A 282-nucleotide genomic window follows, 5' to 3' on the forward strand; every position below is an offset into this window, starting at 1 on the left:
ACCATGATCTATATCCAGAAACAATTGATAATCGTTAATATATAATAGAAAGAAAGGATCTGTATAACATACTGATGCTTTCTTTCTATTATATTATGCATTTTGATTAATGACAGTATAGTTTTTATGACTTACAACTGTAAGAGGTTCCATATCTAGTTCTCTTAAATTTTCCATAATTGTTATATCTACAATAACGGAGTTTTGATTTACTTTTTGAACTCGGCCTTGCATTGAACCTTTTAATTCTATGAAATCTCCATTTTCTTCTATCTGCATAAG

At 28.0% G+C, this 282-nt stretch carries 1 protein-coding gene; it reads right to left on the minus strand.

Features of this window, described 5'->3' with window-relative positions:
• Window positions 1-93: 93 nt before the first annotated feature.
• Window positions 94-279: a YkvS family protein gene (locus tag ACSG5Z_RS32265; RefSeq protein ID WP_435712979.1), complete on the minus strand. Its 186-nt coding sequence runs from the start codon at window positions 277-279 to the stop codon at window positions 94-96.
• Window positions 280-282 lie beyond the last annotated feature (3 nt).

It is taken from the genome of Bacillus pretiosus (assembly GCF_051294775.1).
Lineage (GTDB): Bacteria > Bacillota > Bacilli > Bacillales > Bacillaceae_G > Bacillus_A > Bacillus_A wiedmannii.